General features: G+C 66.9%; 26 protein-coding genes. 13 read left to right on the top strand and 13 right to left on the bottom strand.

What is annotated here, in order from left to right; genetic code table 11:
• Positions 1 to 27 precede the first annotated feature (27 nt).
• The 4 genes from J2W14_RS15655 to J2W14_RS15640 all read right to left on the bottom strand — a co-directional run bounded on the left by J2W14_RS15655 (position 28) and on the right by J2W14_RS15640 (position 3,276).
• Positions 28 to 1,191 carry a hypothetical protein gene (locus tag J2W14_RS15655; protein ID WP_307464188.1) on the bottom strand — a complete coding sequence of 388 codons (1,164 nt, stop codon included), beginning with the start codon at positions 1,189 to 1,191 and terminating at the stop codon, positions 28 to 30.
• 435 nt (positions 1,192 to 1,626) lie between these two features.
• On the bottom strand, positions 1,627 to 1,914 hold the full coding sequence (locus J2W14_RS15650; RefSeq protein WP_307464186.1) for an SHOCT domain-containing protein: 288 nt from the start codon (positions 1,912 to 1,914) through the stop codon (positions 1,627 to 1,629).
• 31 nt (positions 1,915 to 1,945) lie between these two features.
• Positions 1,946 to 2,374, bottom strand: a complete 429-nt coding sequence (locus tag J2W14_RS15645; RefSeq protein WP_307464184.1) for a DUF6325 family protein — start codon at positions 2,372 to 2,374, stop codon at positions 1,946 to 1,948.
• Positions 2,375 to 2,715: 341 nt separating this feature from the next.
• On the bottom strand, positions 2,716 to 3,276 hold the full coding sequence (locus tag J2W14_RS15640; protein WP_307464182.1) for a potassium channel family protein: 561 nt from the start codon (positions 3,274 to 3,276) through the stop codon (positions 2,716 to 2,718).
• A 268-nt stretch (positions 3,277 to 3,544) separates the two neighbouring features.
• On the opposite strand from J2W14_RS15640, the gene J2W14_RS15635 reads away from it, so the two are divergent.
• The 3 genes from J2W14_RS15635 to cls all read left to right on the top strand — a co-directional run bounded on the left by J2W14_RS15635 (position 3,545) and on the right by cls (position 8,160).
• Entirely contained in the window at positions 3,545 to 6,088 is a 2,544-nt protein-coding gene (locus tag J2W14_RS15635) for a helix-turn-helix transcriptional regulator (RefSeq protein ID WP_307464181.1), read from the top strand.
• A 152-nt stretch (positions 6,089 to 6,240) separates the two neighbouring features.
• A complete protein-coding gene (locus tag J2W14_RS15630; RefSeq protein WP_307464179.1) occupies positions 6,241 to 6,627 on the top strand; it encodes an SHOCT domain-containing protein in 387 nt (128 codons plus the stop codon).
• A gap of 66 nt (positions 6,628 to 6,693) precedes the next feature.
• Positions 6,694 to 8,160 carry a cardiolipin synthase gene (gene cls / locus J2W14_RS15625; protein WP_307464177.1) on the top strand — a complete coding sequence of 489 codons (1,467 nt, stop codon included), beginning with the start codon at positions 6,694 to 6,696 and terminating at the stop codon, positions 8,158 to 8,160.
• Between the two features lie 38 nt (positions 8,161 to 8,198).
• On the opposite strand, the gene J2W14_RS15620 is transcribed toward cls, so the two are convergent.
• Positions 8,199 to 8,894, bottom strand: coding sequence for a DsbA family protein (locus tag J2W14_RS15620; RefSeq protein ID WP_307464175.1), 696 nt, complete (start codon positions 8,892 to 8,894; stop codon positions 8,199 to 8,201).
• An 85-nt stretch (positions 8,895 to 8,979) separates the two neighbouring features.
• The gene (locus tag J2W14_RS15615; protein ID WP_307464174.1) at positions 8,980 to 9,318 is read right to left on the bottom strand and encodes a YnfA family protein; all 339 of its coding nucleotides are present in this window, start codon (positions 9,316 to 9,318) and stop codon (positions 8,980 to 8,982) included.
• A gap of 428 nt (positions 9,319 to 9,746) precedes the next feature.
• Between J2W14_RS15615 and J2W14_RS15610 the strand changes: the two genes are divergently transcribed.
• Positions 9,747 to 10,049 carry a DUF4193 domain-containing protein gene (locus tag J2W14_RS15610; RefSeq protein WP_307464172.1) on the top strand — a complete coding sequence of 101 codons (303 nt, stop codon included), beginning with the start codon at positions 9,747 to 9,749 and terminating at the stop codon, positions 10,047 to 10,049.
• Positions 10,050 to 10,222: 173 nt separating this feature from the next.
• Positions 10,223 to 11,239 carry a hypothetical protein gene (locus J2W14_RS15605; protein WP_307464170.1) on the top strand — a complete coding sequence of 339 codons (1,017 nt, stop codon included), beginning with the start codon at positions 10,223 to 10,225 and terminating at the stop codon, positions 11,237 to 11,239.
• Between the two features lie 41 nt (positions 11,240 to 11,280).
• On the opposite strand, the gene J2W14_RS15600 is transcribed toward J2W14_RS15605, so the two are convergent.
• The 3 genes from J2W14_RS15600 to J2W14_RS15590 form a co-directional block, all read right to left on the bottom strand.
• On the bottom strand, positions 11,281 to 11,616 hold the full coding sequence (locus tag J2W14_RS15600) for a YegP family protein (RefSeq protein WP_307464168.1): 336 nt from the start codon (positions 11,614 to 11,616) through the stop codon (positions 11,281 to 11,283).
• Positions 11,617 to 11,822: 206 nt separating this feature from the next.
• Positions 11,823 to 12,800, bottom strand: coding sequence for a dienelactone hydrolase family protein (locus tag J2W14_RS15595; protein ID WP_307464166.1), 978 nt, complete (start codon positions 12,798 to 12,800; stop codon positions 11,823 to 11,825).
• 79 nt (positions 12,801 to 12,879) lie between these two features.
• Entirely contained in the window at positions 12,880 to 13,611 is a 732-nt protein-coding gene (locus tag J2W14_RS15590; RefSeq protein ID WP_307464163.1) for a TetR/AcrR family transcriptional regulator, read from the bottom strand.
• A 178-nt stretch (positions 13,612 to 13,789) separates the two neighbouring features.
• Here J2W14_RS15590 and J2W14_RS15585 point away from each other — a divergent pair, with 178 nt between their 5' ends.
• The 4 genes from J2W14_RS15585 to J2W14_RS15570 all read left to right on the top strand — a co-directional run bounded on the left by J2W14_RS15585 (position 13,790) and on the right by J2W14_RS15570 (position 16,917).
• Positions 13,790 to 14,440 (top strand): DUF2306 domain-containing protein, encoded by a 651-nt coding sequence (locus J2W14_RS15585; protein WP_307464162.1) that lies wholly within the window; start codon positions 13,790 to 13,792, stop codon positions 14,438 to 14,440.
• Positions 14,437 to 15,432 (top strand): NAD(P)-dependent alcohol dehydrogenase, encoded by a 996-nt coding sequence (locus tag J2W14_RS15580; RefSeq protein ID WP_307464161.1) that lies wholly within the window; start codon positions 14,437 to 14,439, stop codon positions 15,430 to 15,432. Before J2W14_RS15585 ends, J2W14_RS15580 begins: the two co-directional genes overlap by 4 nt.
• A 95-nt stretch (positions 15,433 to 15,527) precedes the next feature.
• Positions 15,528 to 16,541: an isopenicillin N synthase family dioxygenase gene (locus J2W14_RS15575; RefSeq protein WP_307464159.1), complete on the top strand. Its 1,014-nt coding sequence runs from the start codon at positions 15,528 to 15,530 to the stop codon at positions 16,539 to 16,541.
• Positions 16,542 to 16,662: 121 nt separating this feature from the next.
• The gene (locus J2W14_RS15570) at positions 16,663 to 16,917 is read left to right on the top strand and encodes a hypothetical protein (RefSeq protein WP_307464157.1); all 255 of its coding nucleotides are present in this window, start codon (positions 16,663 to 16,665) and stop codon (positions 16,915 to 16,917) included.
• A gap of 58 nt (positions 16,918 to 16,975) precedes the next feature.
• Here the strand turns inward: J2W14_RS15570 and J2W14_RS15565 are convergent, their stop codons facing one another.
• A complete protein-coding gene (locus J2W14_RS15565; protein WP_307464155.1) occupies positions 16,976 to 17,194 on the bottom strand; it encodes a hypothetical protein in 219 nt (72 codons plus the stop codon).
• A complete protein-coding gene (locus J2W14_RS15560; protein ID WP_307464154.1) occupies positions 17,187 to 17,681 on the bottom strand; it encodes a hypothetical protein in 495 nt (164 codons plus the stop codon). Before J2W14_RS15560 ends, J2W14_RS15565 begins: the two co-directional genes overlap by 8 nt.
• A gap of 263 nt (positions 17,682 to 17,944) precedes the next feature.
• Here J2W14_RS15560 and J2W14_RS15555 point away from each other — a divergent pair, with 263 nt between their 5' ends.
• Positions 17,945 to 18,382 (top strand): universal stress protein, encoded by a 438-nt coding sequence (locus tag J2W14_RS15555; protein WP_307464152.1) that lies wholly within the window; start codon positions 17,945 to 17,947, stop codon positions 18,380 to 18,382.
• Positions 18,383 to 18,402: 20 nt separating this feature from the next.
• Here the strand turns inward: J2W14_RS15555 and J2W14_RS15550 are convergent, their stop codons facing one another.
• On the bottom strand, positions 18,403 to 19,917 hold the full coding sequence (locus tag J2W14_RS15550; RefSeq protein WP_307464150.1) for a CYTH and CHAD domain-containing protein: 1,515 nt from the start codon (positions 19,915 to 19,917) through the stop codon (positions 18,403 to 18,405).
• Between the two features lie 150 nt (positions 19,918 to 20,067).
• On the opposite strand from J2W14_RS15550, the gene hrpB reads away from it, so the two are divergent.
• The 3 genes from hrpB to J2W14_RS15535 all read left to right on the top strand — a co-directional run bounded on the left by hrpB (position 20,068) and on the right by J2W14_RS15535 (position 23,416).
• Positions 20,068 to 22,743, top strand: a complete 2,676-nt coding sequence (gene hrpB / locus J2W14_RS15545; protein WP_307464149.1) for an ATP-dependent helicase HrpB — start codon at positions 20,068 to 20,070, stop codon at positions 22,741 to 22,743.
• A gap of 104 nt (positions 22,744 to 22,847) precedes the next feature.
• Complete coding sequence (locus J2W14_RS15540; RefSeq protein WP_307464146.1) at positions 22,848 to 23,120, top strand: hypothetical protein; 273 nt, start codon at positions 22,848 to 22,850, stop codon at positions 23,118 to 23,120.
• Positions 23,117 to 23,416, top strand: a complete 300-nt coding sequence (locus tag J2W14_RS15535) for a hypothetical protein (RefSeq protein WP_307464144.1) — start codon at positions 23,117 to 23,119, stop codon at positions 23,414 to 23,416. The genes J2W14_RS15540 and J2W14_RS15535 overlap by 4 nt, the downstream gene beginning before the upstream one ends.
• A 9-nt stretch (positions 23,417 to 23,425) precedes the next feature.
• Here J2W14_RS15535 and J2W14_RS15530 read toward each other — a convergent pair whose 3' ends face one another.
• Positions 23,426 to 24,748, bottom strand: a complete 1,323-nt coding sequence (locus J2W14_RS15530) for a nicotinate phosphoribosyltransferase (RefSeq protein ID WP_307464142.1) — start codon at positions 24,746 to 24,748, stop codon at positions 23,426 to 23,428.
• Positions 24,749 to 24,767 lie beyond the last annotated feature (19 nt).

Below are 24,767 nucleotides of genomic sequence, written 5' to 3'. Positions count from 1 at the left end.
GGTGAACCGCCAGCGCCTGCGGATTCCTCAGGGCAGGGGGCGCGTTGGATTCAAGTCCTCCGGCGGCCCGCCCGCCACCGGAAGGGCGGCCTGCCCTGTGCCGGTTGCCTGGCCGGCAACAACGGCAGGGCGGCACATCAGTTCGATCAGGAGAATCACCAGAACGGCAATAACTGCCGTCCAGATGGCCACGGCCGCCGTCGGGTACTGCCAGAGGATGAGGACGAGCACGGCGACGCCGATGATGATGGCCTCCAGAATCCTCCGGTACCGGGCCAGCCAGTGTTGCCATGGTTCCGCCTGCCCGGCGCCGAGCTTTCCGGTCAGGTAATCTCCGGTCCGCGCAAGGCCTTGCCGGACGGCCTCGGCCGGGCGCGAATGGCCGGTCAGGAAAGCGGCCACGGCAATCAGCAAACCCAGGACAAAAACAAACCGCACGCCGGTTCGGAGCGGCGTCAGGAGGGTATCGACGAGGCTTTGAGCCGCCGCGGGCGAGACTGTGGCCGACGGGATCGTACCCAGGAAGATGTCCAGCCCGATGGCAAGTCCGAGGGCCAGCACCGCCATGGCCACTGCGAGGGCCAACCCCACGCGGCTCGTCGTACGCCGTCTCCAACCCTGAGGCGCCACCGCAATCGCGCCGAGGGCGCTCAGCACCGTCAGCCAGGCGAGTATGGGGGCCGTCCTGTCCAGCGTCCTGATGGCCTCAGCCGCCCTCGCCAGTTCGGGTGATTGCAGCAGGGTGATCTGCGCGTCAACTTCCGGGATCCTGGAGGCCAGGCCCACCCCCTGCTCAATGAGGATGGTCTTGACCCGGGCAATGATCTCCTTCGTCGAGATCGTTACGGTGCCGCTCTCATCGATACTGACGGTGCCGCCGGTGTTTCCAGTTGCAAGGTTGATGAGTCCTTGATGGGCGACCCGGTTGACCTGGATCCACAGATCCTGGAACTGCGGGCTGGCGACGAATCTGGAGACCGCAGTATGGATGAGCGTCTTGGTCTGTTCAGCAATCGCGGGCGCCAGCCCGCTGATCACTGCGGCGGCCCGGGGCGCGACGTTGCCGAGTTCCGTCATGGCCTCCCGGGTAATACCTTCGACGTCCACTGCCTCGGTGATCTGGGCGGTGACCTTGTTGGAGATCTCCGCCTGGATGGCGGGGTCCGAGGCCAACGGTGCGACTGTGGCCACGTAGCGATCTGTATCGAGCACCTCGCTGCGCAGATACAGGGCGGGCACGGCGGCGCAAGCCAGGACTGCAGTCAGAACGACGAGGACGATGGCAACTATTCGTCGAGCGAGGCCTGCTCCCCTTCCGGGAGGTCTCAGGCTTGTCTTTCTGGCATCGTCGCGCTCAAGCTGAAGCCGCGCAACTTCGGCGCGCAACCTCAGGATTTCCTCCTGCTCGGGGCTGCCAGGGTTTCCGGAGTCATCATGGAGTGACATGAGCGCACCCCGCCTGATGAGCGTCTTGTCGCGTGGGCTCGACTGTCGAGCCCGGGGGGACCGGATGAGCCGGCGCCGCCTTTAGCGTTGTGAAAAAGGCGAAGGTACGGGATCGCAACACGGGAACCACCTCCAAGGTCTGGTTTGCGGTGAGGAATGCCTGGCTTCCCCAGGCTGAGTTCACATCAGGAGCCGGGCCTTCGCCGCAGCGAATTCGTCCTCAGTGAGGAGGCCCGCGCTGCGCAGATCGGCGAGTCGGGAGAGCTGGTCCGCCAGTTCTGCTCCGCCTGCCGGCGGGGGAGGGGCTGGAGCGGGCGGGGTCCGGGCACCCGGGGCCGCTGGTTCCTGTTCCCGTCGGGTTGCGCGGCGAATGGCTGCAGAGGCGCTCACCTTTGGGGTCCCCGAAATAACAGCCGTTCGAGAGACCGTTCCGAGCAGCCCCGGGCGGCCGCTTCTGGCAAATGGCATGAGAGGGTTTCCTTTTGTCGGTGTATCCCGTTCAGCTTGTGGTGACGCCATCTGCTTCGATGGCGATGACTGCATCTTCCTGTGGAATTCTCGCCTGGAGCGCCGTCACACCACCTGAGCGCCGCACCTCCTCTGAAAGTCGCTGGGCCCAGCGGTGTTCGACGACAGCGACCAGCGCTATCTCGTTGCTTCCGATTGTTTCCGCCGCCAGCTCAAGGTCGGCATCGTTGAGAAGAGTCAGCGGCCGGGAATCACGGATCATGCCGGACCATGCCGCCGGCAGATCATCCTGCAGGTCACGGACGTGCACAACTCCCTGCCCGTCCCGGCTCACCAAAGCTAAATCCGCCAGGGCCACCGCACCAGACTTCACGGTCTCGCTGAGTGCTTTGATGACGGTGGCGTCAATGGTTGGTTTCGGAAAGGCACAGATAATCACTTCCAATGGGCCGATCTTCATGTGAGGCTCCTGTTCCCTGGCGGGCAGTCGTGACAAATTTCATTGTCCACGTGGTGTGACGGCCCAACCCCACCCCCTCAGGGTGATCTGTCGTCCCGCCACAGGGAACTCAGCAGGCAGCGGGGGCGGGCGGCCGGGACAGCACCACTACTACCGGGAGCTGGTCCGGGTGGCCGCAACCGACGTCGTGGCTCCGTTATCACGGCCCGGCCGTTCCCGCGGCAGCTGCGCTCAACGCAAGGGGGTTTCGCTCATCCGTTCGGGGTGACCGTCTCCCTCTTGCTCCTGCGGAAAGGGTATGGCCGGTCCCGTATCGGGGCAGCAGCTGATACGTTCGGGCATTACCCGCTCAGGCGCCGCCCCGCCGCGAAGAAGGCGACCTTTGCGACCAACACGAGGGCGCCCAGCCCGGCGATCATCTGCACCGTCACAACTGCCCGCGCGAGTTGACTCACCGGCGTAATGTCTCCGAAGCCCACCGTGGCGAAGGTGACCGTCGTGAAGTACAGCGCATCCGTCCGGCTCAGTGGTTCCGTGAATGCCGAAGGGTCCGTTACCGACATCGAGGTGTACAGCAAGGCGAAGAGACACAGGAAAATCAGGACGGTTTCAACGACTGCCTCGGCCGCACGGATTTGGGGTACTTCGGCGGCGATGATCATTCGCAATTGCAGGGCCAGGGCGGTCAGAACAACGAGCAGCACAAGGCCGAGCCGGATCCATGCCGCGGCCGGGTTGTCCTCATTGAACCCGCCGATTGGAAGAGCGAAGTAGAAAAAGAGGAGTACAGCCAGGAAAGCCGCCATCCGCAGGACCGCGATGACAAGAACATGGCGCCTGGCGGCTTTATCGAGTTCACGGACAAAGACCGGATCTTTACGGCTCCCCTGCTTAGCGGCCATGACTGATGGTACCCCCGGGCAGATAAATAGGTCCCGGGCCCTGCGCACGTAATGGCGGACTCTACGGCGCCGCTGGTTTGGACGGAATTGTGGCCTAGAAGCTATCCCCACAAGGACCTTATGCCCCTGTTGAACCCAATTGGGCGCTCCTACGATGAAAGACGTGGGAGAGAGCCGAGTGTCTGCATCTGTGCCGGGTCCGCATTCCAAGACCCGGCCACCCCTGCGCGGTCTTGGGGCGTTGGAGCGGCCGCGGCTGGACGGCGCTTTGACCGCAGCCGCCGATGCCCACCGACTGACCGTCGTGGCGGCCCCGGCCGGCTACGGGAAGACAACCTTCCTGGGCGACTGGGCCCGCAACTGCGATCTGCCCTGCGCCTGGCTGTCGCTCGACCGGTTCGATGCCCAACCAGCACGGCTTTTCCAGGGGGTGGTCGGGGCCATCCAGGCAGCCGCCAGCCAACTCCCTATGCCCGGCAACAACGCGCTGCTGGCCCTGGATCAGAGTCTCGCCGACGACCGTGCTGCGTCCTATGACCTCCTGCTCGGCGCCCTTGAACAACTGACGGAGCCGATTGCGCTGGTCATCGACGATGTCCATCTGGCCGGGCCGGAACTTTCCAGCGGGATCGTCGGAGTGCTCGTCGCTTCAGCCCCGCCGACTCTGCGGCTGGTCCTCTCCGGTCGGGGTCATCCCTCCATCCAGTTGGAACGGCACAGATTTGGGGAAGGTCTCGGCCAACTCGGTTCTTCTGAGCTCGCCTTAACGCAGGACGAAGTTGCCCAGGTTGCCTATGCGCTGGGACAGGACGCGTCGTTTGACGCTGAACCTCTCTGGAGGTTGACGGCCGGATGGCCGGTCGCCGTCCACGCAAGCCTCACCGCACTGGCGCAGGGCCGTCATGTGCCGGGCAGGACCACCAATACTCCGCCCGAGAACCTGCCGCTTTCCGACTACATCGCCGAGGAAATACTGGATCAGCTTGACCAACCGCTGGCGGACTTCGTCCTGCGAGCCACAACGTGCGACTGGCTGGGCCGCCGGCTCGCCGTCGAACTTCATGGCCAGCCTGACGGCGGCCTGCTCCTTGAGTCCTGCCTCCGCAACGGTCTGTTCATCGAGGAGTACGAATACCGCGACGGTGAATCCATGTACCGGTGGCACTCCCTGTTCGCAGCACAATGCCGGCGGATACTGGAACGGAGGGACCCGCTTCTTGCCGAACGTCTTCACCGCATCGCGGCGCGGTACTACCAGGACACGGACGTCTCCGAATGCGTGAACCAAGCGCTGCAGGGCCAGGCGCCCCGCCAGGCTGTCGTGTCCGTCGGAGGGCACTGGCTGGAGTTCCTGCTGCGGAACGGCGCACCCGCCCTTGAGCAATTGTGTCGTGACCTCCCGGCACCGTGGAACACAGACGCCGAGATGCTGATGATCAGGTCCGTCTGCCGGGAACTCGACGGCGACAGCGGAGGGGCCTCGGAACTCAGTCAACGTGCCATGGCGCGCACCGCTGACCTGGATGCCGCGCGGCGGGGAATGCTCGACAGCTGCCGTGGCCTCTTCGAGCCCGTGCCAGCGACCGCCGCCGGTCGGTTGGACTTGCGCCTCCCGGCCGACGACGCACGGGCGCTCCCCGAATTCCCGGCGGAAGGACACCCCGGCACCCCTTCCACCGGCATGTTCCTGCTGGCCAAGGCCGAGTTCAGGCTGCACCGCGCCGGACACCAGGCAACCTTATTGCTCGAATCGGTCGTGGCCGACGGCGGCGGTCTGCAATCGGAGCAGGCGGAGACAGTCGCCGAAGCGGAAATGGCTTTGGCGTACGCCGTCGCCGGCGATCTCGTGACTGCTGACGAGCTCGCGACGCAAGCACTGGAGAAGGCGGATGCCCGCGGCTGGAGTTCGCAGAACCGAATGGCCGCTGCCTGGCTGGCGCGCGGCATCGCGCACTACTGGCGGGACGAGCTGAAGGGTGCGCGGGCTCATCTCGTCAAGGCTCTGCGACTCGGGGACAAGCTGTCCGCGCTCGGGGCGCTCGGCGTCGTCTACCAGGTTCTGGTTGACTGTGCCTCCGGCGACGAATCGCATCTTGCCGACTCCAGCGCTGCCCTGGAGTCCGTCCACAACCGGGGGCTCTATGGTGTTTCGTGGAATGATTTCCACACCATTGCCACGGCGAAGCTCGCTGAAGCCAAAGGCGACCTGGACGCCGCGCTGGCTATCGTCGAGCCAATGGGTGCCGGCGGGCATGCGCCTCTGGTGGACACACTGCTGGCAGAACTCCTGCGTCGCGGTGGCGAAATCAGCGCCGCCCAGCGCTGTGCCGGGGAACTGACAAGTCAACACCGCAACCGCTACCTCGATACCAGCATGAGCCTGACCGAGGCGCTCCTGGCCCACGGGAACCGGGATGAGGCCAGGACTCACGAGCGGATAGAACATGCTGTCTATCGCGCGGAGCCCCAGTCCGTCCTTCGCCCCTTCACCGAGCGGCGAGATGACATCGCAGAGCTATTGATTCGGCACGCCGTGTGGGGCACCACCCATGAGTCCTTTATCGCGGCACGGATGGCACACCACGCGCAAGGTCACCCGCACCTCCGGACACGGTCATACTGGACCCTCACCGACAGGGAACGCGAGGTCCTGGCCTACATGCGCTCGGTCATGACTGCGGCCGAGATCGCCGAGGCCCTGTTCATCTCGGTGAACACTGTCAAGACTCACGAACGGTCCATCTACCGCAAACTCGGTGCGGCGGGACGGCGCGATGCCCTCAAAACGGCGGCGGAACGCGGGATCGTCTAAGCCCTGCGGTCCGGAGTGCCGGCACGGAATGTCACCCGCCGGGGGTGATGGCCAGCACCGGCAACGGGCCAACACTTGTCGTACCGGCCTCACATCGAAGTCACGTCGGCATTGACGTGTTACGCCGCAATATTTGAGAGCAGGGCAGCCAAATGAGTTTCTGGGAGAACTTTTGGGATATCTTCTGGTGGTTTTTCACCGCCTGCGTGTTCGTTGCCTACCTGTTTGGAGTCTTTGCCATCATCGGCGATCTCTTCCGCGACCACAAGCTGAGCGGATGGTGGAAGGCGGTCTGGATCTTCTTCCTGTGCTTCCTGCCCTTCGTGACCCTACTGGTCTATCTGGCCGCCCGCGGCGAGGGCATGGCCGAGCGGTCGATCGAACGCTCCCGGCGGGACCAGGAAGAAGCTGATTCCTACATCCGCAGGGTCTCCGCCGCGAGCCCCGCCGACGAGATTTCCAAAGCGAAGGCCCTGCTGGACGCCGGAACCATCAGCCCGGAAGAGTTCGCGAGGATCAAGAGCAGGGTGCTGGTCTGACGGCGTGCTTGAGGTCCCACGAATCCGGGGGACCGTCGTTATACCCGGCAGAAGGGCCTGAGGTGAGTGCGCGACTTTCTTAACGACCCCGAAACCATCGCTTTGCTCGCGCTGGCGGCCCATATCTTCCTGGTGGCCGTGGCAACTGTCCTCGTATCAATGAACCGTCGCCCGTCGTCGGCTATTGCCTGGGTGCTTGCCATTATCTTCATACCGCTGCTCGGTGCAGTCGCGTACCTCTTTGTTGGATACTCCAAGCTGCCCAGGCCCCGCCGCGACAAACAGCGGGAGGTCAATGACCTCGTCCTGGCACGCACGGAGGGGAGTCCCCTGGTCAGCAGAGGCGCTGACTGGCCCGAGTGGCTGCATTCGATGGTGGCATTGAACAGCAACCTGGGGGCGCTGCCCATGGTCAAAGACAACAGCGCCGAGCTTCTTCCTGACTACGACGGCACTTTCGATGCCATGATCGCGGAGATCGAGACGGCCGAGGGCTACGTGCACGTGGAGTTCTACATTCTTGTCCTCGATCCGACCACGGAACCGTTCTTCCAGGCGCTCGCCCGGGCCCGGGAGCGGGGCGTCGCGGTGAGAGTGCTCTCTGATCATCTGGCGGGCGTCATGTTCCCAGGCCGGAAGGAAACCATAAAGTACCTTCGGGACGCCGGGGCGGAATATCACCCCATGCTGCCGCTGCGGCCGTTCCATGGCCAGTGGCAGCGGCCGGACCTGCGCAACCACCGCAAGATCCTCGTCGTCGATGGTCGCGTCGGATTCACCGGATCGCAGAACGTCATCGACGCCAGCTACGACAAGAAAGGAAATCTCAAGCGCGGACTTCGGTGGCACGAGCTGATGGTGCGCCTCGAAGGACCCGTTGTCCGCGAGCTGGATGCGGTCTTCGCGACAGACTGGTACAGCGAGACGGGGGTGCTGCTGCCGCTGGATTCGCCGTCCCGAGTCCCCGGCCCAGGGTCCGCGCTGATCGACGCGCAGGTGTTGCCCAGCGGCCCCAGCTTCGACAACGACAACAATCTCAAGCTCTACGCCGCGCTCATCCATAAAGCGGAGCGCCGTGTCAGCATCACCAGTCCGTACTTCGTACCGGACGAGTCCATCCTGATGGCCATCGTCACGGCCGCCGCCCGAGGACTCAGCGTCGAGCTCTTCGTTTCCGAGGTCGGCGACCAGAGCATGGTCTACCACGCACAGCGTTCTTACTACGAGGCGCTGCTCCGGGCCGGCGTCAGGATCTACCTCTACCGTGCCCCCAACGTGCTGCATTCCAAGCACTTCACGATCGACGAGGAGGTTGCCGTAATTGGTTCCAGCAACATGGATCTCCGATCATTCAGCCTCAACATGGAGGTGTCGGTTCTGGCGCACGGGCGCGGCTTTGTGGACGCAATCCGCAGGATTGAAGACGGGTACCGGTTAAACAGTCTGGAACTCCACCTCGAAGACTGGGTCCGGCGGCCCGTAGCCCAAAAAGTGTTCGACAATCTGGCCCGTCTGACGGCGTCCCTCCAATAGCGCGGAGCGGCCCGGGCCAAGGCATCGAGGCGCCGCGCCTATCGGGCAGCGTCGGTGAGCAGCTGCCGGAAGTCCGCTTCGGTGTTCAGGACCAGTTTCTTGCCATTGAGGAAGAAGGTGGGTGTGCCGGTGACCCCTAGGGCCGTGCCGTCCTCGACGTCCTGCCGGATCCGCTCCCTGGCGCCCTCGTCTGCCACGGCCGCGTCGTATCTGGCCAGGTCCAGTCCCAGTTCCTGCGCATAGCCGCGGAACAGGGCGGCCTGGGATTCCTGCTTTCCGCCCCACTGGGGTTGGGTTTCGAAGAGCTTTGCTGCCATCTGCTCATATTTGCCTTGCTGTGCGGAGGCCTCCACTGCCAGGGCGGCCGTCCCGGAGTTGCGGTGTCCGGGGAGGGGGAAGTAGCGGTTCACGAACGTGATCCGGTCACCGTATTCCCTCTTGAGTTCCTCGACGAGCGGATGGGCGGCGCGGCAGGATTCGCATTCGAAATCCAGGAACTCAACCAACTGGGCCTTTTCGACAGCCGGGGAGGTGAGACGGTGGCTGTCGCCGCGGACCAGTTGCGCATTGGCCGCCGGCTGCGGCACTTCTGGTGCGGGCCCGCTGGTCGTCAGGGCCGCGTACCAGACGAGTCCGCCCGCGACGATGGCCGCCAGCAGGATCCAGAGGACCAGACGGATTTGCTTCGCCCTGTCACTCGAGGGCGGGAATGGTTTTGTCGGGGTTTGAGTCATCACTTGCGGATAGCTTTCCTGGTCGCGGTGGGCGGCGGGTTCGATTGAGGCGGCGGATGCCACAGGGCGTCTTCGACACGGATCGCTAGCCGGCGCTTCGTGGCGCGAACATGATGACGGCCACGCCGAACAGGCAGACCACGGAGCCGATAATGTCCCAGCGGTCGGGCCGGAAGCCATCGAACAGCATGCCCCACGCGAGCGATCCGGCCACAAATACGCCTCCATAGGCTGCGAGGATGCGTCCAAAGTGAGCGTCGGGCTGGAGGGTCGCCACGAAGCCGTATGCGCCCAGTGCGAGGACACCCAGCCCGGCCCACCACCAGTCCTTGCCTTCGCGGACCGACTGCCAGACCAGCCAGGCGCCGCCGATTTCCGCTGCGGCGGCGAGCACGAACAGCAGCACCGATTTTGCGATAGTCACGCCACCATCATGGCAGGGAGCCTGCGGGTCGGCAGCGACTCACGATTCCCGCCAGTTCAGACTGTCATCCAGGACGCAGCCCCGGCGGCTGCACTGCCGGGCACTCACCCGCCAGTCGGGCTGGCTCGAATCCGCAGTGCGCTCGTCTTTCCAGATCGGTATGACCCGCGAACCGCACTCCCGGCAAGGCACCTCCACGTGGGCGCGCCGCTGCGCTTTGTTCATAATTTCCCCCCAAAGAAACTCACCAGAATATAGCCGTAAATCGAACGAATGTACAAACTAAATGCTGCCGGCGTCGCGAAACCGTTCACCGCAGCAGGTTTCGGGGTGTAAAGTATTGAGATTGTCGTGCGGGGAATACCCGAGTGGTTCCGTCTGTTGAACAGCTATCCGACACGCAATCCGACGAAGAGAGAATCACGGCAGTGGCAACCGATTACGATGAAGTACGTTCCGACGTCAAGGAATCGCAGGACAGGTCCCTCGAGGCACTGCAATCTGCGAACGCTCCGGACGCCCGCAGCGTGGCACGCGAGCTGGACGAGACGGATTCGCTGGACGACTCAATCGTCCCCGGCGGAGAATTCGTCGCCGAAGAGCTTATTGTCCAGGTCATCCCGCAGGCGGAGGATGAATTCGTCTGCTATTCCTGTTTCCTGGTCCGGCACCGGTCCCAAATCGCCCGGGAAAAGAACGGCCACGCCTACTGCGTGGACTGTGAGGGCTAGGAGCGCCCCGAAATCTTGATCATGCCATCGGACATCGCGCACCGGGTGTGAAACGCGACACGCCCGGCCGGGTATCCCGGCCGGGCGTTTCCGTGTGGAGCTAAGGTGGCTCAGGCCGCCGTCGCCCTAGGCGCACTCTGTGACGGAACCACGGCAGCACTTACAATCGGCCCATGACGGTACTGGACTGGCTGCTGGATTCTGATCCTTCCATTCGATGGCAGGCGCTGCAGGACCTTGCCGGCGCGCCTGCCGACGTCGTGGCCGCGGAGCGCGCACGGGTGGTTACCGACGGATGGGGCGCCCGGTTGCTGGCTCTGCGCGGCGAGGACGGCCAATGGGCCGGAGGAGCCTATTTTCCCGCGCAGGGCAGCGACCCCGACGTCGGGCCCTCCGATGGGGCCGACGCGGCGGACGGCCCGGAGGATTCCGGCGGGCCCGACGGGGCCGGCGAAGAGGTCCAGCCCTGGACCGCCACCACGTACAGCCTCCTGCAGCTGCGCGACTTTGGCGTCGACCCGCGCAGTGAACAGATGCGCCGGACCGTGGCTCTCGTGCGGGACAACTGCCGCTGGGAGGAGGGCGGACAGCCCTATTTCACCGGCGAGGTCGAGCCCTGCATCAACGGCATGGCCGTTGGGCTCGGCGCCTACTTCGGCCAGGACGTCGACGGCGTGGTGGCCCGTCTTGTCAACGACCAGCTCGACGACGGCGGGTGGAACTGTTGGGCGGAGTACGGCGCCGTTGTGTCCTCGGCTGCGACAACGATCAACGTGCTGGAGGGCCTGCTGGCGCACGAGCAGTCAACGGGCGGTTCCGCTGAATCCATCGAGGCACGGCGGCGGGGCGAGCAGTACCTCCTCGAACGACGGCTGTTCCGCCGCAAAAGTACCGGCGAGGTCATTGACCCGGCGTGGCTGCAGTTCTCCTATCCGACCCGCTGGCATTACGACGTGCTCCGTGCCCTGGAATATTTCCGGTCCGCCGGTGGTCCGCCCGACCCGCGCCTGGCCGAGGCAATCGAGCTGCTCCGGTCCAAGAGGCAGCCAGACGGCACGTGGCTGCTGGAAAACACGCATCCCGGGCAGGTCCACTTTGAGCTTGAGGAGGGGGACGGGCGGCCCAGCCGCTGGAACACCCTGCGCGCGCTGCGGGTCCAGCGATGGTACGGGGACGGCATGCGCCCGTAGCCCACACTGCGGGCCCCGTGACCGCGTCATTTCCGGTCGGCCTACGCTGCGCCCGTCCATCTGGGCGATGATGCTGCCCGTCGGATGGTCTTGGCGCGGGTGTGGAAGGCGTCGGCCCGTTTATGCCAGTCGTGGCGGGCCTGCGGGGCGCCGACGGTAGACGCCGAGTCCTGGACCCGGCCCCGCGGGGCTGCCTCGGAGGACAGGTCGCTGATCAGCCCCATCCCGGCGCACTCCCGCACGGCGGCGATGCCGGCCACAGCTGCGGATTTGTCTTCGAACGCGGCGGACACGGCCATCACGGTTCCGTCCGGTGCCTTGAGCCGGAATCGGAACTTCGACTCCGCGTCAAGAAACAGTTCAAATGTGCCGGCCATGGCCATCCTCCCGGTTCGGGAAAAGCCTGCCCCGCGGCGTCACTACCGTGGATCAGGCCGGAACGCATCACTGCGTCCTAGTCCCGGTGCTCTCGTCGACCGATCACCAAAGATCGGTTCATCTGGTGATCACAAGTCTGTTGCAGGCCCTCGGGACCCACAAGACAAGGCAGGTAAACCCTGGGTAAAAGCTGTGCAACAACGGCTCATACGTATTTGGTGAACCAGGCCAGCGTGTCATTCCAGGCGGCGGTGGCCTGTGCTTCGACGTAGCGCGGCCCGGTGTCATTGTGGAAGGCGTGGTCGACGCCGGGATAGACGGTGAGCTGGTGGCGGACGTCCGTGGCGGCCAGGGCATCCCTCAGCGCCGGGAGTGCGCCGGTGATCCGCTGATCGAGTTCGGCGTAGACGCCGAAAACCGCCGGTTTGATGGCCGGGACTTTCGCCAGGTCGGGGGACGGCCCGTAAAACGCCGCAGTGGCCTTCAGCCCGGGAAGCTCCGTCGCCGCCTGCCAGGTGATGCCCCCGCCGAAGCAGTATCCGGTCATGGCGATCCGCCCCTCTTCGACGAAGTCCTTCGTCTGAAGGTAGTCAAAAGCCGCTGCGAAATCGGCGACATGGCGCTGGGCACCGGCCGCTGTCAGGGCTCCCGGGACGGCGTCGCGGTCCATCCGCGCGGTGCCGCCTTCCCTGCTGAGCAGGTCCAGCGCAAGGGCGGCGTAGCCGGCCTTGGCGAAACGGCGTGCCACGTCCTCGATGTGCGGGGTCAGCCCGCGGTTTTCGTGGCAGATCAGGACGGCAGGTCCGGCTGCCCCCGCCTCCGGCCGGGCCAGGTAGGCACTGACCGCTGTCCCATCGGCAGGAAACTGCACGGTCTCTGTCACGAGACCAGGCGCTCCCTCGGGAACCGAGAGCGGGCTCTTGGCCCCCGGCACCGGGCCGAGGGACGCGGTGCCGGTTCCCGTGCCCGACGGCGAGGGGCTCGGGGTGGGCATGGGGTCGGTGCTGCGCGGGACTTCCTCCGGTGTGCAACCCACCAGCAGCATCGCCGCCGAGGCTGCGGCCATGCTCCCGGTAATGAAAGCCACCCGGCGGGTGAACGTCCGCTGGCTCAGGGTGCCTGCGCGGTAATCGTCGAAGAATTCCTCGATCAGGTACTTTTCAAACTTGCCAAGCTTGGTCATGGAAGGCCTCCTGGAGTGTGCGCATATCCTCCTCCGAAGTCCCCCACCCGGCAAGGGCAGTCTGGGACTGGACGGCCGCCTACGTGCGGTCCAGCTTCGCCTGCGTCGATGACCAGCCCTGCTCGTGCAGCCGCTCGAAACCGTCGAGGAGGAGGTCGAGGGCGAATTCGAACTCGAACTGGTCGTCGCAGCCGTGCCCGACCACCGAACCTTCGTCGTGGTCCACCGACGTGGCGATCGCGACGATGTTCGGATAGCGGGCCGCCATCTGCTCGAGCATGGCGGCCCGGGCTTCCGCTGGAATCTCTGCCGGGGACGCCGCCGTCGGGCCCGCCGGGGCGTCGAACAGCTCCTGGGTGAAGCCCCACATGCGGCCCCCGATGGCATGCATCACGTGGTGGGTGAGGTCGGCGGAGAAGCCGCCAGCCAGGAACATGCCGGTGAAGGAGTCCATGTAGTCAAGGACGGCAGGTGTCTTGTTGGTCCGCGACTCGATGGCCTGGCGGGCCCACGGGTGCCGCTGCAGCGCCCGTCTCGCCGAAAGCACCCGCAAGCGTACGGCGCTCTTCCAGTCCTGTCCCGGCGCCGGGGGATCGATCTCGCCGATGAGGGTCGCGACCATCCCGTCGAGCAGCTCGTCCTTGTTGGCGACGTGCTTATAGATCGCCATCGGCACCACCCCGAGCTCTTCGGCGAGCCGGCGCATGCTGAGCGATTCGAAGCCCACGGCATCAGCGAGTGAGACGGCGGTCTGCAGCACGCGTTCCCGGTTCAGGGGCGTGCGGGCCGTGGCCTCGAGCTGCTGGGTCATCCCGACAACCTTTCCCTAGCGGCATCCTCTTGACAAGTGTACGCCGTACACCTACCGTTGGACCAGTGAGGTGTACGCCGTACACTACCTGAGTTGAGGACCAGGCCATGACAGCAAAACCCAGCAGCACCCTCGAGCCCACCAGCCGCCCCGGCCACGTCGCGGAACCGCGTGGGCCGTGCCCGCCGCCCTGATCCTCCTGAGCCTCATTCCGGTGATCGCCGGGGCGTCGCGGATGACGGAGCTGGCCGGGGGAGCGGCCGTCACGCCGCAGAATGCAAGGTTCTTTGCCTCCCCGGTCCCCGTCGTGGTCCATATTGTCAGTGTCACCATCTACAGCCTGCTCGGGGCGTTCCAGTTCGTTCCCGCGCTGCGGGGCAGGCGCGGCTGGCACCGCATCGCCGGGGGCATCCTCATTCCGGCCGGCCTTTTCGCCGCCCTCTCCGGACTGTGGATGTCGGCCTTCTACCCCCTCCCGGATGGCGACACCGACGTCCCGGTTCGGCTGCTCTTCGGCTCGGCAATGCTGGTCAGCATCAGCCTTGGGGTGGTCGCGCTGAAGAACCGGGACTTTGTCCGGCACGGCGCATGGATGACGCGTGGCTATGCGATCGGGGTCGCTGCGGGAACCCAGGCGCTGGTGATTCTGACCTGGCTACTGCTCTTCGGAACGCCCGATGAGCTGACCCGGGCGCTGCTGATGACGGCGGCCTGGGTGATCAACCTGGCTGTGGCCGAGTATGTTATCCATCGACGCGCCCAACGCTCCGCCCGCGCTCCCGGTCCCGCCGGCCGCTCCATCCGGACCGCTGCGGGGGTGGCGCGATGAAGGCCGCCGTGTACCGGCGGTTCGGCCCTCCGGAGGCTGTGCGGATCGAGGAGGCGGCCACGCCGTTGCCCGGCAGGAACGAGGTGTTGATCAAGGTGCACGCGAGCACGGTGAGCGCCGCCGACCACCGCGCGCGCGGCCGCGATGTTCCCCGCGGGCTGGGGGTGCTGGCAGCGCCTGTGCTGGGCATCTTCCGGCCGCGACGCCGCGTGCTGGGCATGGACGTCGCCGGCGTCGTCGAGGCCGTAGGTGCGGCTGTCACAAAGTTCCAGCCGGGGGACGCGGTGATCGCGATGCTCGGCGCCAGCTTTGGCGGGCACGCCGAATATGCCTGTGTCCCCGCGGACGGCGCCATCACGGCCAAACCCCGCAACATGACGTTCGAGGACGCCGTGACGCTTGTCTTCGGCGGCCTCACCGCACGGGTCTTCCTCAGCCGCGCAGGCATCAAGCCGGGCGGGAGGGTCCTGGTCAACGGAGCCTCCGGCGCGGTGGGAACGGCGGCAGTACAGCTCGCGAAGCAGTTGGGGGCACATGTCACGGGCGTGAGCAGCGGCACCAACCCGGATTTGGTGGCGTCCCTGGGCGCGGACCGGGTGCTCGACTACGCCGCCGTCGACGTCACTACGGAGGGCGGGACCTACGACGTCGTGATGGACTGTGTCGGCAATCTCCCCTTTGAGCGGGCCGCGGCATTGATCAACCCCGGCGGGGCGCTGCTGCTCGTCGTCGCCGACCTCGAAGCGATACTGCTGGCCCCCTGGCGGAGCCGGGCGAGCGGAAAACTGGTCACCGCAGGCAGCGTCACGTACACGCCCGAGGATCTGGCGTTCCTCGTCCGCCTAGCGGAACACGGGCACTACCGGACGGTCAGGGACCGCAGCTACGACCTTGCCGACGTCGTCGCCGCGCACCGCTTCGTCGACGCAGGGCGCAAAAGGGGCAACGTGGTCCTGCGCATGCCGGCCAGTTCAGCGGCCCGAAAGTCTTAATTCGACATGCTAATGCCCCGCGCCAGCCACAACTCCGTAACATTGAAGAAAGTACAGCCCCCAGCTTGCCAAGTTCATTGAAAAGGACTAATAAGGTGCCCCTCGAATCATTGCCCGTCCTGGACCTTTCCCGATTGAGCGCTGGCCCGGAGGAGGCTTCGCGGTTCCGCGATGACCTGCGCAACGCCATGCATGAGGTCGGTTTCCTCTATCTGGCCGGACACGGGATCCCGCAGGAGCTGACGGATTCCGTCATTGACGTCTCCCGGCGCTTCTTCGAGCTGACCGACGAGCAGAAGCTCGCGGTCGAGAACGTCAACAGCCCGCAGTTCCGGGGTTACACCCGGGTCGGCGGCGAGCTCACCGACGGCGCCGTCGACTGGCGGGAGCAGATCGATATCGGCGTCGAGCGCGCGGTGGTGGAGCAGAGGCCCGGCGTCGCCGACTACTGGCGGCTCGAGGGTCCCAACCTGTGGCCGGACGCCCTCCCCGAAATGCGGGGCATTGTCCAGGAGTGGACCGAGCGGCTGAGTGACATTTCGCTGACCCTCCTGCGTGCCCTGGCCGTGTCCCTCGGGGCGCCCGAAGACACTTTCGACGAGGCATTCGCGGCACGGGCCTTTCCCCTGCTGAAAATTGTGCGGTACCCGGGGGAGTCCGACCCCGAGCCCAAGCAGGGCGTGGGCTCGCACCGCGACGGCGGCGTCCTGACCCTGCTGCTCGTGGAGCCCGGAAAGGGAGGGCTGCAGGTCGAGTACCAGGGGCAGTGGATCGACGCCCCCCAGGTGCCGGGGACGTTCGTGGTCAACATCGGCGAGATGCTCGAACTGGCAACCAACGGGTACCTCAAAGCGACCCTGCACCGGGTGATCTCGCCGCTGCGCGGTACCGACCGCATATCGCTCCCGTTCTTCTTCAACCCGGCGCTGGACGCCACGATGCCGCAGCTCGCGGTCAGTCCGGAGTTCCAGGCCAAGGCCCGCGGAGTGTCCGTCGATCCGACGAACAGTCCCATCCTTGAAACCTACGGGGATAATGCCCTGCGCTACCGGCTCCGGGCCCACCCGAACGTCGTCGCCGAGCACCACTCGGACCTGCAGAACAGCTGAGCCGCCCGCTCACGCCGCCGCCGGCACGAGCCATGTGCCAGCGGTGACGGGTAGGCTTCATGTGCCAGGGAGGCCAACAAGTCTTGGGGGAACGTTGTTCAACCGCAGCCAAACCGCGTTCATGCTGGGACTAGTCCTGATCGCCGTGGGGCTGGCCGTAGCCTTTGCCTTGCGTGTCGTTTCATTTTCACGCTACATGCGCCTTGAGGACCTGGGCCTGGATGTGGATCCTGCCCTGGGCCCCGGACTGTTCAGCCAGGTCGTTGCACCCACCATGGCCGAACGGACGATTTTCTACGCCTCTGTTGCCCTCGTGCCGATCGGCCTGGCGCTGCTGATCCTCGCGTGGCGCAGACGCCCGCTGGTTGGCCGCTGACCCGGTTCGCCGCGGGAATCAACGCGTGGTCAGATAACCTCCATCCGGAGCGGCCCGGTCATTCCAGGCGGGCATTGGCCCCGTAGCGCGATTTGCAGTCGGCGTCCGGAGCCTTCACGGTCACGGTGTCGCCCGGTTTCGCGCTCGACGGTGCCACGGAAAATCCCGGCGGGAAGCAGAGCGGCTCCCCGTCTCCGGAGGAGGAACCCGCGCAACCGGAAACAGCAGCAGCCAGCACCACCAGACACACCCGGGCGACGGCCATGGCTTCAGGCACTTCGGAGCCACTTCCCCTGGACGGCCATGCCAACCAGAGCCAGCAAAGCGAGACCGCTGGCTGTGTAGAGCAGCCCGCCCCAGGGGGCATGATCGCCGCCTGACGTGGCGAAGGCATCGGCAATGCCCATGCCTCCGGTAAACGCGACGAACCAATGGGACGGCGCCGCGAGGACGATCAAAGCGAGATAGCCGGCGATCACGCAGCTCGCACGTGGAGCCTTCGCGAGGATTGCTGCTATCAGGGCAACGGCAGCCAAGGCGACGCCGACAACACTCCAGGCGATTACCCGGGGAGCGCCCAGGGACTCATCGGCGTCGTCGAGGGCTGCGTATATCTCGCCAAGGGTTGCGCCCGGGACCGCGGCCAGCGGATTCCAAACCAGGGTCTGGAAGGCACCGGCGATCGAATAGGCGGCCAGCGCCGCGGAACCTATCCCCGCCGCAATGACAGCCCTGCGCTTCGGAACATTTCCCCCATGAACCATGGACAGAAGCTATCACCCGCCGGCGCCTGGTGTGCCGCGAACCCCGGTCTTCGGCCACCGAATAGGGACGACCGGGCTGCGCCCGCAGTGTGGCGGCCAGCCTTTCGGGCAAAATGCTGGGCTTGATCCTGGGCAATGGCTATCCTGTCGATTATGGACGTGCTGGCAGCACGCGGTTCGGGCCCCCGCTAATGGACTCCACGGGCCATGATCGGCCTGCCGCGGCCGACAGGGAATGGCGGCCCGGCCCGGTGGTGCTCGGAGTGGCATGGGAACCGTCCGAATCCTTGATCCGCGCGGGGGCGAGCCTGGCTGCAAGGCTGGGCGCACACCTCATTTGCGCCTACGTGGATCCGGCCAGTTACCTCACGGAGTGGGAACCCGCGGTCTCGAGGACAAGCGCATCCCTGGATCCGGCCGTCAACACTGAGACGGACTTTCCGTCCGGCCAGGTTCGTGACGTGCTTCAGGCCGTTCTGGGCCCGCCGGGCGAGGAGTGGTCCTTCCGGGTGCTGAACGGTGCCGTGGCCCAGGCTCTTGGGCGGCTGGCGGCAAGCACGGATGCCTCGCTGCTGATCGTTGGGGGACAACGTCCCGGACGGCTCCATGCCGTGGAACGGATGCTGGAGGGATCGGTCGAAGGGGAGCTGGCCGGTCGGCAACACAGACCCGTGCTGGTCATTCCACAGCAGGGTCGCTGACGCCGGAACCAGTCGGCCGCCTATTTCCAGCGGAGAGGCGGGGGCGGAGACGAGCTCCACGTGCGGAAGAACCGTTCGCGGGATTCCTCACCGGCCGCTTGTTCCAGGGCATGCAGCCGCCCGTAGGTGAACCCACTTTTCCCGCGGTGGCTGGCGGCCAATTCGCGCAACAGCTCCCGGGTGACGACGCTGTCATGGTGGTCGCCCAGGCTCTCCTGGATCTCTTCGGCGGCACGTGCAAGCGTCGTGGCCCGTTTCCCGAAAATCGGGGCGGCCGCTTCCGCCGCATAGCGCAGTCGCTTGGCGCTCTTCCGGACTTCATGGAGCGCGGCTTCCGCGTCTGATCTATCGGAATCGACGTCGAGCGCACGGACCTCCTTTTTCAAGCGTTTGCGCTGCTTCGACACGAGGCGGCCCACCGTCTCCAGGGCTTCCTTCCCGGCAGTCTCGGTGAGCGGCGGCTCCGCCAGGAAGGCATCGAGGGAATCGAGCAGCCGGAAGTAGCGGGCACTCTTCAGCGCCGTCAGGCCCTTCGCCCGGGCATCGTGGGCCGCGGCATCGAAATGTTCCTTGATCTGCCGCGCCACCGGACCGAGCAATAGGTCCGGCGGCTCTGCGCCGACCAACTCCAGCAGCCGGGCCTCCATCACCTCGTTGTCCCGGGCCTCACCCACGGTGCCGGCAAGCCATTGAAGATCTGCGCGAAGTGATCCGGTGACATTACGGTCGGCAAGGTTCCGGAAGGTAGCCAGTGCGGATCGCATCCGGCGGGCGGCCACCCGGAGCTGATGGACGGCGTCCGGCGCGTTCTCCCTGACTCCGGGGTCATGCTTCTTGAGTGCCTCGACCTGCTGGGCCAGGTAGGAAAGGAGCACGGCCGATGCCGGTCCCTCGGGTTCCGGCCCTGGTGCGGGTTCACTGACCGCGGGATACTGTTCGCCCAAGCCGCGGGCGAGTTTGGAGGGCACCGCCGACCTGTGGAGGCCGGCCTCGGCGACTAGGGCGTCGGCGCCCTTAAGCAGCCGCTTGGGGCCGTCGATGAGTTCGATTTCCCACTCCCGCCACGTGGAGTGTGTCTGTGGCTCCAAGACGGTCCGGGCTTCCACCCGGTCATCGCTGAAGTCGGCCAGGGCGGTTCCATCGGACGCGAAGAGGCGCTGCGTGGTGCGCCGGGTATTCAGCCTCGCTACCGGAACCAGGTCCTGGTCCCTCGTATGGACCTGCACAAGCCGGCGCAGCCGCCGGGGCACCGACTCCGGGTTCTTGCCGAACTGCACCGTGAATTCCTGGCGTTCCCCCACCGCCACCGGGAGTTTCAAGTGCCATCCGTCGTCATGTCCACCGGTCCGCCGGCGGAGGGTGATTCCGCGGGACGCCAGTGCCAGTCCGGCGGTGTCGAAGTAGACGGCGTCGAGGGCCTCGTCCTCGGGTGGCCCCACCCGGTCCACTCCCGGCAACGACTCCAGGGCCGGCAGTTCGTCATCCTCGCCGGCGTCGTATTTTCGCTCCACCTCGAGCATCTCGGAGTCGGTCATGGGCCAGCCTAGGTCCCGGGGACGGGGGACCGCATGAGCCAAAAGTCCCGGTTTCGAAGCGAGGCAGCGTTCCGCGACGAAACGACCGAGGACGCCGCATCCGTGTCTGGGCGGAACATGGCGTGCCGGCTTTGTAGGGACAATAGAGGTGTGACTACTCCGGCTGTTCCGCTGACCCCTGCTCGCGCGCCGTTCAGGCTGGAGGTCATCGGGTCCGGCCTGGCCTTCGGGCCCTCGCTTGGCGATCTGGCCGAGGCCTTGCAGGCCGTAGGCCCGGGCGCGACCGCCGTGGTGCAGGCGCCGCCGGGCACGGGCAAGACAACGCTGGTGCCGCCGCTGCTGGCCAACCTCTCCTTAGGGTGGCAGCAGGGGCACGGGGCCGGCGCGCGCATCATTGTCACCCAACCGCGCCGGGTCGCCGCACGCTCGGCAGGCCGGCGGCTCGCTGCGCTGGACGGCAGCCGGCTGGGGGAGCGGGTCGGGTACACGGTCCGCGGCGAACGCCAGGCCGGACCGGGCATGCTGATCGAATTTGTCACCCCGGGCATCCTGCTGAACCGCCTGCTCGCGGATCCGGGACTGGAAACCGCCAGCGCCGTCATCCTCGATGAAGTCCACGAACGCGGCCTCGAAACGGACCTGCTGCTGGGCATGCTCACCGAGGTCCGCCAGCTCCGGGGCGACCTCGCACTCGTCGCCATGTCCGCGACCTTGGACGCGCCGCGCTTCGCCGCCCTCATCGGCGCGGGCGGCGACGCGGAGGACCACGAGGCGACGGACCACAGCGCCGGCCGCCCGGCGCCCGTCGTCGACTGCCCGTCTGCCCTGCACCCCTTGGCGGTGGACTGGGTACCGGCCGCGGTGCCGCGGCTGGATGAGCGCGGAGTGACCCGGGCCTTCCTGGACCATGTGGCAGACACGGCCGCCGCGTCGCATGCTGAAGCGCTCGCATCGGGCCTGGACATTGACGCCCTCGTGTTTGTCCCGGGGGCGTGGGAAGTGTCCTACGTCGCGGCCCGGCTGCGCAGCCGCACGAGCGCGGAGGTCCTGGAGCTGCACGGTCAGATCGGCCCGGCAGAGCAGGACCGCGCCGTGTCCGGACGGGAACCCGGCGGCAGCCCGCGGATCATCGTGTCGACGTCGCTCGCCGAGTCCTCTCTGACAGTTCCGGGCGTCCGGCTGGTCATCGACTCCGGGCTCTCCCGGGAGCCGCGGCGGGACGCGGGCCGCGGCATGTCCGGGCTGGTGAACGTGTCCTGCTCCCGTGCATCGGCCGAGCAGCGCGCGGGGCGGGCAGCCCGTCAGGGACCGGGACGGGTGGTCCGCTGCTACGACCAAAAAACTTACGGCGCCGCCCCGGCCCACCCGACGCCGGAGATCGCCGTCGCGGACCTCACCGGCGCCGCCCTGGTCCTGGCGTGCTGGGGCTCGCCCGGCGGCCGCGGACTGTCACTGCCGGACGCCCCGCCGCAGTCCGCGATGGATGACGCCGTGGAGGTGCTGCGGGAACTCGGCGCGGTGGCACCGGACGGCCTGGCCACGGATCTCGGCAAGACGCTGGCCAGGGTCCCCGCCGATCCCCGGCTGGCCCGGGCCCTGCTGGACGGGGCGGCCGCCGTGGGAAACCGCACCGCCGCGGAAGCCGTCGCGCTGGTAGCCGGGGATCAGCGTGCCCCCGGCGCCGATCTCCCGCGCCTCCTGGCGGGCCTGCGCACGGGCAAGGATCCGGCGTCCCGGCGCTGGGCGGACGACGTCCGGCGGATGGAATCCATCGCACGCCAGGAGCGCTCCGGCGTCGTGTCCCCACCCATCACGCCCGCGGTCACCCCCCGGGAGGCTGTCGGGTTCGTCGTCGCCCTCGCCTTCCCGGACCGCGTGGCGCGCCGGGTCCCCGGAGAAGGCCCGGAACGCTACCTGCTCAGCTCCGGGACCCGCGCCGGGCTCCCGGCCGGAAGCTCCCTGTCCGGGCACGATTGGCTTGCCGTCGCCGAAGTCTCCCGGGCCCAGGGGCGCGACGCGGCCGGCACGGGAGCTGTCATCCGTTCGGCAGCACCGCTGACGGCGGACACGGCCGAGGCCGCCGCCCGGCACCTCCTGAGCGACACAGTGGAGGCCGGGTTCAGCCAGGGCCGGGTCACGGCCCGGAAGGTGCGCCGGCTGGGCGCGATCGTCCTTTCCTCCACGCCGGTGCGTCCCTCCGCCGCGGAAGGCCGTGCGGCGGTCGCCCGGGCGCTGGAAAAGGAAGGGCTGGGAACGCTTGGATGGTCGACGGCGGCCGACGCCCTGCGCCGCCGGCTTGCCCTGCTGCACCGGGAACTCGGGGATCCGTGGCCGGATGTGTCCGAGCCGGCATTGCTGGCCCGCCTCGGTGAGTGGCTCGCACCGGAACTGGAGGCACTAGCCGGCGGCGCTGCCACAAGCGGGATTGACCTGACCGATCCCCTGCGGCGCCTGCTGCCCTGGCCCGACGCCGCCCGGCTCGGGGAACTGGTCCCGGAACGGCTGGAGGTGCCGAGCGGTTCCTGGGTCAAAATCGACTACCCCGACGTCGGCGACGACGGCGCCCGCCCGGTGGTCGCCGTCAAGCTCCAGGAGTGCTTCGGCTGGGACCAAACGCCGCGCCTTGTCAGCGGCAGGGTGCCGGTACTGTTCCATCTGCTGTCGCCGGCCCGTCGGCCCCTGGCCGTGACGGACGACCTGGCCTCGTTCTGGTCCGGGCCCTATGCCCAGGTCCGTGCCGAGATGCGGGGCCGGTACCCCAGACACCCCTGGCCGGAGGATCCGTGGTCGGCGCCGGCGACCGCCCGGACCAAGAAACGGAGCTGAAGCACGGTCGGCTGTTACGTGATTGTGACGCGGCTCACGGAGTGTCGGGTATCCTAGAGGTGGTCATGCAGTCGGCCGTACATGCTTCACAGGGGAATTTTTACATGACTAGCAAACTCGGCATCACTGTCGCTGTCGACCTCAGTTCGGAATCAGCACTCGTTTCACCGGTGGGCCAGCTCACCGTCAGGAACGTCGCAAGTCTTATCGCAGTGGCCCGCCGCGCAGATTCATTTGGCTCCGGTCTCCACACCGTCGTGGACCTGGGGAAGCTCACCGCCGCCGACCCGGACGCCATCGCGATGATCCGCGATTCGGGATGGCGGGGAAGCCGTCTGCTCGGAGCCGGAACCGCCGGCCGGAAGCACGCAGCATGAGGCCGGAACTGGCCGGCGGATACGGTCGGCTCGCCCACGCCCACGGCGCAGAACTGATGTTCGATTCTTTCCGCCGCTGGCCCCTGGTGCCCTCCGCGCAGCTGGTGCGTCTCCGCTCGGCGCTGCTTCAATGCATCGAGTTGGCCTCCCCGGACAAGGGCAGGGATCTCTCGGAGTCGGCCGGAAAGCTGTTGCGGCTCGTCACCGATGAGCTGGACCGCCGCAACGGCCACCCGGCCGGTCCCGCGGAACCGCCGGCAGGATACCGCCGCGCACGGCGCCGCGCTCACGCCTAGGCGCCGCCCTCACGCATAGATGGTCGGTATGGCCGGTTCGCCCCGCTGGAGCCGGTTCACGACGGCGGGCAGTTCGGCCATGGTGTCGGCGTGCCGGCCCCGGGCCCGCACCACGGCCTGCGGCCCGGTCCATCCGGGAAGGAGCTCTCCGGCCCGGATGAACTGCTGCAGCAATGGCCTGCCGTGGGGTTCCTCCGCCGGCGGGTGGCCGACCCCGAGGACCTCATGAGTGGCTGTGCCGGAACCGTCGAGCCGGCGGACCGCATGCTTGCGGCCGCCGACGTTGATTTTGTTCTTGGAGCTCTTGGCGACCGCGATGAACTCCCCGGCGTCGTTGGTGCGGCTGACCAGCTTGTAGACCATGCCGGCGGTGGGGGCGCCGGAACCCGTGACCAGCGCCGTGCCGATGCCGTACGAGTCAGCCGGCGCGGCCTGGAGCGCCGCGACGGAATATTCGTCGAGATCGGACGTGACGACGATTTTCGTGTGCACGTTGCCCAGGCTGTCCAGCAGCTCACGGACGCACCGGGCCTGCGCCAGCAGGTCCCCGGAATCGAGCCGCACCGCCCCCAGCTTGTCGCCGGCGAGGTCGACGGCGGTCCGGACGGCCGCTTCGACGTCATAGGTGTCCACCAGCAGTGTGGTCCCGGGGCCGAGCGAGTCCAGCTGCGCCCGGAACGCGTCGCGTTCGGTGTCGTGCAGGAGGGTGAAGGAATGCGCTGCCGTGCCCACCGTCCGGAGGCCGAAGCGCCGGCCGGCCTCCAGGTTCGACGTCGCGGCGAAGCCCGCGATGACGGCCGCCCGGGCAGCCGCGGCGGCGGCCTCCTCCTGGGCCCGGCGCGAACCCATTTCGATGCAGGGACGTCCGCCCGCCGCGCTGACCATCCGGGACGCCGCCGAGGCGATGGCACTGTCATGGTTGAGGACGGACAGCACGAACGTCTCCAGGATGCACGCTTCGGCGAAGGTGGATTCGACGATCAGGACGGGGGAGTAAGGGAAGTAGGCCTCGCCCTCGGGGTAGCCCCAGATGTCGCCGGAGAACCGGAAGTCCGCGAGCCTGGCCAGGGTGTCGGCATTGACGACACCGGTCCGGCCCAGGAACTCCAGCTCCGCCGGGCCGAAACGGAAACCGGCGAGTCCCTCCAGCAGCCGCCCGGTGCCGGCCACGATCCCGTACCGGCGCCCCTCCGGCAGTCCGCGTGCGAACGCCTCGAACACGGTCCGTCGCTCCGCGGCCCCGGAGTGGAGGGCCGCCTGCAGCATTGTCAGTTCGTAGTGGTCGGTATAGAGGGACGAAATGGGGCGGTTCCACGCCGGCGAGGTGTCCATGATTCACCCTAGTCCTCCC

Origin of the sequence: Pseudarthrobacter oxydans, assembly GCF_030812335.1 — a bacterium.
Classification (GTDB): Bacteria; Actinomycetota; Actinomycetes; order Actinomycetales; family Micrococcaceae; genus Arthrobacter; species Arthrobacter oxydans_B.
The sequence above is the reverse complement of the archived record's forward strand: the minus strand, read 5'-3'. Positions and strand labels throughout refer to the sequence as shown.